Below are 475 nucleotides of genomic sequence, written 5' to 3' on the forward strand. Positions count from 1 at the left end.
GTAACGTGCATTTTTACGCAAATAGACGCCCTGTCATATTGGCAGGGCGTTTTTGTATTTGGTCATCGGCGGAGCGTATTTAGTGCTTTCTGTGACGACTAATGAGCGTTAATCATTGGCATTTATTTGTGCAAAGCAAAGCTTTCAGCAACAAGAAGATGTGCGCACATAGGCGGATAAAAAAAGCCAGCCCGAAGGCCGGCAATCAAACAGGGAGTTTGAAATGAAAATGAAATCGGGAGATAGGGCAGTTGGTCTAAAGCTCTACAAACTGAGTTGCGCGCTGAAGCCAAGCTTTGTCGTGCTCATCAAGAGAGGGGCTGAGTGCTTGGTAGACGCGAGAATGGTATTGATTTAGCCAGTTAATTTCATCATGGCTTAGCAAAGAGACATCAAGTATGTTCGTGGCGATTGGTGCCAGCGTAATGGTCTCGAAGCCATAAAAAATACCGAACTCATTTTGCTCGACTTCAAT

General features: G+C 44.8%; 1 protein-coding gene. It reads right to left on the minus strand.

Going from position 1 to position 475, the window contains the following annotated elements; genetic code table 11:
• Positions 1 to 256: 256 nt before the first annotated feature.
• Positions 257 to 475: M24 family metallopeptidase C-terminal domain-containing protein (locus tag R7Z49_RS24020; protein ID WP_318112233.1), on the minus strand; the 219-nt coding region annotated here is incomplete at its 5' end.

The organism is Vibrio sp. 1562, assembly GCF_033340155.1.
In the GTDB taxonomy this organism is placed as follows: Bacteria; Pseudomonadota; Gammaproteobacteria; order Enterobacterales; family Vibrionaceae; genus Vibrio; species Vibrio alginolyticus.